Source organism: Deinococcus seoulensis, from assembly GCF_014648115.1.
Classification (GTDB): Bacteria; Deinococcota; Deinococci; order Deinococcales; family Deinococcaceae; genus Deinococcus; species Deinococcus seoulensis.
Genome location: NZ_BMQM01000063.1, coordinates 1 through 6687, shown reverse-complemented (window position 1 = coordinate 6687; position 6687 = coordinate 1). Strand labels below are relative to the sequence as shown.

The 6687-nt window shown below is 68.3% G+C and carries 6 protein-coding genes; 3 read left to right on the top strand and 3 right to left on the bottom strand.

Annotated elements, in window-relative coordinates:
* Positions 1 to 61 precede the first annotated feature (61 nt).
* Both wrbA and glpX read right to left on the bottom strand, forming a co-directional pair.
* Positions 62 to 676, bottom strand: coding sequence for an NAD(P)H:quinone oxidoreductase (gene wrbA, locus IEY70_RS20430; RefSeq protein ID WP_189066869.1), 615 nt, complete (start codon positions 674 to 676; stop codon positions 62 to 64).
* A 189-nt stretch (positions 677 to 865) separates the two neighbouring features.
* On the bottom strand, positions 866 to 1903 hold the full coding sequence (gene glpX, locus IEY70_RS20425) for a class II fructose-bisphosphatase (protein WP_229778125.1): 1038 nt from the start codon (positions 1901 to 1903) through the stop codon (positions 866 to 868).
* Positions 1904 to 2339: 436 nt separating this feature from the next.
* Between glpX and pgm the strand changes: the two genes are divergently transcribed.
* The 3 genes from pgm (at position 2340) to murJ (ending at position 6150) form a co-directional block, all read left to right on the top strand.
* Positions 2340 to 3974: a phosphoglucomutase (alpha-D-glucose-1,6-bisphosphate-dependent) gene (gene pgm / locus IEY70_RS20420; RefSeq protein ID WP_189066868.1), complete on the top strand. Its 1635-nt coding sequence runs from the start codon at positions 2340 to 2342 to the stop codon at positions 3972 to 3974.
* A 2-nt stretch (positions 3975 to 3976) separates the two neighbouring features.
* The gene (locus tag IEY70_RS20415) at positions 3977 to 4486 is read left to right on the top strand and encodes a hypothetical protein (protein ID WP_229778124.1); all 510 of its coding nucleotides are present in this window, start codon (positions 3977 to 3979) and stop codon (positions 4484 to 4486) included.
* 92 nt (positions 4487 to 4578) lie between these two features.
* On the top strand, positions 4579 to 6150 hold the full coding sequence (murJ, locus tag IEY70_RS20410; protein WP_189066870.1) for a murein biosynthesis integral membrane protein MurJ: 1572 nt from the start codon (positions 4579 to 4581) through the stop codon (positions 6148 to 6150).
* 57 nt (positions 6151 to 6207) lie between these two features.
* Here the strand turns inward: murJ and IEY70_RS20405 are convergent.
* The coding region (locus IEY70_RS20405; protein ID WP_189066867.1) for a thioredoxin family protein at positions 6208 to 6687 on the bottom strand (480 nt) is incomplete at its 5' end.

The window sequence follows — 6687 nt, the reverse complement described above, 5'->3', positions numbered from 1 at the left end:
AGGGGCGGTCAGAGGGATCTGTTTGATGCCGCAATTATAATCTATTTAATCGGAGTCCGTATCAGCCGTTCAGGCGGGCCGTGACCTCGACGAGGCGGCGGGCCTGATGGGCGATGGTGGCGCGGTCCTCGTCGCTCAGGGGCTGGCCGCCGGCCGTGACGCTGGCGCCGTAGGGGTTCCCGCCGGACGCGAAGATGGCGGGGTCGGTGTAGCCGGGCGGGACCAGAATGGCGCCCCAGTGCATGGCGGTGGTGTACAGGGTCATCAGGGTGGTTTCCTGGCCGCCGTTGGGGTTCTGGGCGCTGGTCATGGCGCTGAAGGTCTTGTTGGCCAGTTTGCCGGTGCCCCACAGGCCGCCGAGCGTGTCGATGAAGGCGCGCACCTGGCTGGCCGCGCCGCCGAAGCGGGTGGGGCTGCTGAACAGGTAGGCGTCGGCCCATTCGAGGTCGGCGGGTGCAGCGGTCTGCACGTCCGCACTGCGGTCCTGCTGGGCCTTCCAGGCGTCCTGGGTATCGATGACGGCCTGTGGGGCCGTTTCCGGGACTTTCAGCAGGCGCACTTCCGCCCCGGCGGCGCGGGCGGCTTCGGCGGCGACCTGGGCCATGGCGTGGTTGGTGCCGTACGTGGAGTAGTACACGATGGCCAGTTTCACCGGGGTGGGAGTGGGGTTCGTCATGACCGGAGTGTACGCCTGAAGATCAAATAGTTCAATGTTAAGATATTTAGCAAGCGCAAAGCTGAATCTCATCGTTTCTCATAATGGGCGTGGGGGGCGCCGCGCCCGGCCGACAGCGCTGTCCCCCACCCCAGGAGGCGCAGGGCCATCCCGGAGCAGGGGAGAACAGAACGGGGCAGTTGCGGCAGATCAGACGCGGATCGTGACGCGCGCCCCGTCGTCTTCCAGGTGCACCGAATCGATGAACCGCACGACCCGCGTGGCGTACCCCATCACCAGCGTGTGCGTCCTGGCCCCACCACCGAAGTGACGCACGCCATTGAGAATCTCGCCGTACGTGATGCCGGTCGCGCTGAACACCATCTGCGAACCCGGCGCCAGGTCGTTCGTCTTGTACACGCGTTTCTCGTCCACGCCCATCAACGCGAACCGCTCGCGCATGGCGTCGTCCTCGGCGATGAAACGGCCCTGAATCTCCGCGCCCAGGCACTTCATGGCCGCCGCCGACAGCACCCCCTCCGGCGCGCCGCCCGACCCCATCAGCGCGTGAACGCCGGTGCCGCGCACGCCGACCTGCAGGCTGGCGACCACGTCGCCGTCACCGATCAGTTTCACGCGGGCGCCCGTGGCCCGCACGCGGCGGATCAGGTCCGCGTGCCGCTCGCGGTCCAGGATGGTGATCATCAGGTCGTCCACGTCGCGTTCCAGGCTCTGCGCCAGCACGTTCAGGTTCGCCTCGACCGGCCAGTCCAGGTTCACCTTCCCGGCGGCGGGGGGCGGCACGACCAGCTTGTCCATGTAGCAGTCCGGCGCGTGCATCAGGCCGCCCCGTTCGGACAGGGCGATCACGGCCAGTCCGTTCGGGAGGCCCTTGGCGGTCACGACCGTGCCCTCGACCGGGTCCACGGCGATGTCCACCTCGTACTGCCCGCTGCCGACCTGCTCGCCGATGTACAGCATGGGCGCCTCGTCCATCTCGCCCTCGCCGATCACGACCGTGCCCCGGATGTCCAGCGAGTTCAGCAGTGTGCGCATGGCCTCGGTGCCGGCGCCGTCCACGGCGTTCTTGTCGCCCATGCCCATGAAGCGGCTGGCGGCCAGCGCCGCGCCCTCGGTCACGCGCGCCGTTTCCAGCACCAGCGCGTGCTCGAAGTGGTTGCTGCCCGCGCGTGTCTCTGCGCCCTTCTCGGAGGCCCTGTCTGCACCTTTCTGCCGTTTGACCGTCATACCCCGAACGTAACACGGCACACATGAGACGCGGCGCTGGGAACGATTCCACCCCCGCGCGCCGCGTGTCACCCGCCGGGGGAACGGCCGCCGAGCACCCGTTCTGCGGATTCCGTCTGTTTCGGCTCCTACGCGCATTCGCTCGGACCCAGCGGCTTTGTAAGCCATTCAACCGGAGTCGGTATTACTTCAGGACGCCCGCCCACACCAGCAGCCCCCACAGCACCACCGGAATCGCCAGCGACCCCACGATCAGCTTCAGCAGCCGCCACCAGTCGTTCAGGAACTCCCTCATGCCGCCCAGCGTAGCAGCCGCCCGCCGCCACTTCCGGGTCACCCGTCACCGAGCGGCGCAACGACCGCCCCGGCGGGAGGCACTTCACGCTGTCTTACCGCAAGCGCCTGCGCGGGGGCCGCACTCCGTACACTGGGCGGCATGACCATCAGCGAACTGGCCGGTAAACGCGCTCCCCGGAGCCTGCTGACGAATATTCCCCGCCTGGTGGCGCACTACTACGAGACCCGCCCGCTGCCCAGCGACCCGCTGCAACGCGTGGCGTTCGGCACCAGCGGCCACCGCGGCAACAGCCTCGCCGGGACCTTCAACGAGGCGCACATCCTGGCGATCTCTCAGGCCGTCGCCGAGTACCGCGCGCAGGCCGGGATCACCGGGCCGCTGTACATGGGCCTGGACACGCACGCCCTGTCCGAACCCGCCTGGATGACCGCGCTGGAAGTCCTGATCGCCAACGGCGTGCGCGTGCGCGTGCAGCCCGGCCTGTTCACGCCCACCCCGCTGGTCAGCCATGCCATCCTGGAACACAACCGCGCAGGCGTGGACGGCGTGGCCGACGGGATCGTGATCACGCCCAGCCACAACCCCCCGCAGGACGGCGGGTTCAAGTACAACCCGCCCAGCGGCGGCCCCGCCGACACCGACGTCACGAAAGTCGTGCAGGCCCGCGCCAACCAGATCATGGAAGACGAACTGCGCGACGTGCAGCGCGTGTCCCTGGAAGACGCCATGGCCGCCCTGGAGGAATTCGACTTCATCACGCCCTACGTGACGCAACTGCCCGAAGTGATCGACCTGGACGTCATCCGTGCCAGCGGCGTGCGCATCGGCGTGGACCCGCTGGGCGGCAGCAGCCTCCCGGTCTGGCAGGCCATTCAGGCGGCGCACGACCTGAACCTGACCATCGTGAACGACGTCATCGACCCCAGCTTCGCGTTCATGAGCGTGGACCGCGACGGCAAGATCCGCATGGACTGCTCCAGCCCCTACGCCATGGCGGGTCTGCTGGCCCTGAAAGGCGACTTCGACGTGGCCATCGGGAACGACCCGGACGCCGACCGGCACGGCATCGTCACCGCCGACGGCCTGATGAACCCCAACCACTACCTCGCCGTGATGATTGAGTACCTGTTCCAGAACCGCCCCGGCTGGCGCGCAGACGCCGCCATCGGCAAGACGCTGGTCAGCAGCGCCCTGATCGACCGGGTGGGCGCCAGCATCGGCCGCCGCGTCGTGGAGGTCCCGGTGGGCTTCAAGTACTTCGTGGCGGGCCTGCAAAGCGGCTCCTTCGGCTTCGGCGGCGAGGAGAGCGCCGGGGCCAGCTTCCTGCGCCGCGACGGCCGCGCCTGGAGTACCGACAAGGACGGCCTGATCCCCGGCCTGCTCGCCGCCGAGATCACCGCCCGCACCGGCCAGACGCCCAGCGCCCGCTTCGCGGACCTGACCGCCCGCCTCGGCGCGACCGCCTACGACCGCCAGGACGCGCCCGCCACGCCCGACCAGAAGAAGATCCTGGGCAGCCTCTCGCCCGAACAGGTCACCGCCACCACCCTGGGCGGCGACCCCATCACCGCGAAACTCACCCGCGCGCCCGGCAACGACGAACCCATCGGCGGCCTGAAAGTCACCACCGACGAGGCCTGGTTCGCCGCGCGCCCCAGCGGCACCGAGGACGTCTACAAGATCTACGCCGAGAGCTTCCGCGGCCCGGAGCACCTGAAGCAGGTCATGGACGAGGCACGCGACGTGGTCGCCGCCGCGCTGGGTGGCCAGTAACCATGAGCCACGCCCCCACCGAACCCCCCCTCACCGACGAGGAACTGCTGCAGGTCGTCATCACCCGCGAGGAAATCCGCGACGTGGAATTCGACTGGTTCGCCACCGACACACGCGGCCACGTCGCGCAGTTCCTGGCCGCCGGGGACGACACCGTTCCCGAGGCCGCCCTGCAGAGCGAGGGACTGCTGGAACGCACGCACGTCTGGATCGACCTGCGCCCCGAAACCGAGGACCCCAACGCCCCCGCCGGAGGCTTCGACGAGCACCTGACACCCGCCCAGCGGCGCGGCGCGTTCGTGTACGACCGCCTGCCCGGCCAGACTGGCCTGTACCGCCTCGTCGCCGCCCCCCGCGCACCCTTCACCCTCAGCGACATGCCCGCCAACCTCCAGGCGTACCTGAACACCCTGCGCCTGAACGTCAGCTTCGGCGCGCCGCACCTGCTCATCGGCCCGGACGGCAGCGCCCGCGAGGTCACCCCCGACGAGCAGAACCAGCCCGCGACCTGAACGCCGCATGAAGGCCGGGCGGAACGGGCGGTACAGTGACCCCCGTGAGTCTCCCGCCGTCCGGCCCGCCCCCCGCACCACCCGAACTGAACATGTCCTTCGAGGACGCCGGACCGCCCGCCGCGCCCCCACCCGCCGGGCCGAAAAAATCCCTGCGCGCCAACACCATCATCGTCATGCTCGGCACGCTCGGCTCCCGCCTGAGCGGCATCCTGCGCCAGATCGCCCTGAACAACCTGTTCAGCGTCACGCTGATCGAGGCGTTCAACACGGCCGTCACCATTCCCAACCTGCTGCGGGAACTGCTGGCCGAGGGGGCACTGGTGAACTCGTTCATCCCGGTCTACAAGACCCTGGATGATGCCGAGCGCAGAAAGCTGGCGCAGGCGTTCAGCGGCGTACTGATCGCCGTGAACCTGCTCCTCATGGCGGCGGGCATCCTGGCCGCGCCGTACCTCGTGGACCTGCTGCTGGCCGGGCAGTCGAACATCGACCGGGAACTGGCGCTGTTCATGACCCGCATGGTCATGCCGTTCCTGATGCTGATCAGCCTGTCCGCCATCGCCATGGGACTGCTGAACGCCGACGAGCACTTCCGCGAGAGCAGTTTCGCGCCCGTGGCGTTCAACATCGCCAGCATCGCGGCGCTGGTGCTGCTGCCCAAGCAGGCCGAGTGGCTGGCGTTCGGCTGGCTGATCGGCGGCGTGGCGCAACTCGTGGTGCAGTTACCTGCCCTGAACCGCTTCGGGCTGCTGCCCACCCCGGCCCTGAGGGGGCACCCGGCGGTGGGACGCGTGATCCGCCAGATGGCCCCGTTCACCCTGACGGCCGGGGCGCGGCAGTTCCTGAACGTGTACGTGCTGCGCCTGCTCTCCGACGCGCGGCTGTTCGATTCCGGCACGCAGGCCGGGTACTTCAACGCGCAGGCACTGTTCACCACCGTGAACGGCCTGTTCGTCGTCTCTCCCGTCCTGGCGGTCTTCCCGCGCTTCTCGCAGGCGGCCGCCGAGAAGAACTGGCCGCAGTTCCGCGCACTCACCGCCAGCACCATCCGCACCACCACGTTCCTGGCCGCCCCCATGAGCGCCCTGATCATCGCGCTGTCCCCCTACGTGATCAGCGTCATCAACACCCACGCCCCCCGTACCGCCGAGGAAACCGTGAAATTCCTGGCCGGGGCAGGCATCCTGAGCAGCTGGTCCCTGGCCCTCGTGCCGTGGGCGCTGGTCACGGTGCTGCTGCGCACCTTCTACGCCCGTGAACGCACCCGTGAGGCCGTGACCATCAGCGCCATCGGCTTCGTGCTGGAGGTCGGCCTGTACCGCCTGCTGGTGCCGGGCCTGGGATTGATCGGCTTCGGCCTGAGCACCACCATCAGCGGCCTATTGATGACAGCCGCGCTGATCGCCCTGTACCGCCGCGCCGTGGGCTTCCCTGGGCGGGAAGTGACGCTGCACCTGCTGCGCGTCGTGCCGCTGGCTGCCGTCTCGGGCGGCGCGGCGTGGCTGATCGCGCGGGCCGTGCCGATCGAGCCGGGCTTCATCCTGACCAGCATTCCGGTGCTGGCCCTGGCGGGCGGGGCGGGCCTCGCCGTGTACCTGGGCGGCGCACTGGCCCTGCGGATGCCGGAAGTGGCGGCCGTCACCCGGCGACTGAAACGCTGAAGTTGAATGGCGACGGTGCGGAGCATCCAAAGGTGCTCCGCGCCTCTGAATTTCGCCTCAGCGTCGAGTGAACGTTTTCAGGAAAGCCGTCACATTCGGTTTGGAAAACTGTTGGTTGACTGTCAGGTTGCGGGTGTCCATCGCCTTGAGGACACGACCATCCGGGCTGATCACGAAGAAGTATGGCACCCAGTTGAATGGCGGGAGGCGACTCAGGAACGCCGAATTGTCTTTCTCATCGCCAACGTACACCTTCAGCAGAACGTAGTTGTCCTTCAGGGTGCGGGCCACGTCGGGATTGGCGGCGATGAAGGCGTCCAGGCGCCGGCAGTCACCACACCAGTCGCCACCCAGGTCAAGGAGTACGTTCACGTTGCGACGTTTCGCTTCGCGCAGTGCGGCCTGATAGTCCGTCTGTGGCTCCCTGCGGGGGTCGTACGTGGTCTGGGCGGTCGCGGCCTGTCCCAGCAGGGCTGACCGCCTGACAGAAATTATGAGAAAGCGTCCCCGATAGGGGACACTTTCTGTTTGTGAAGA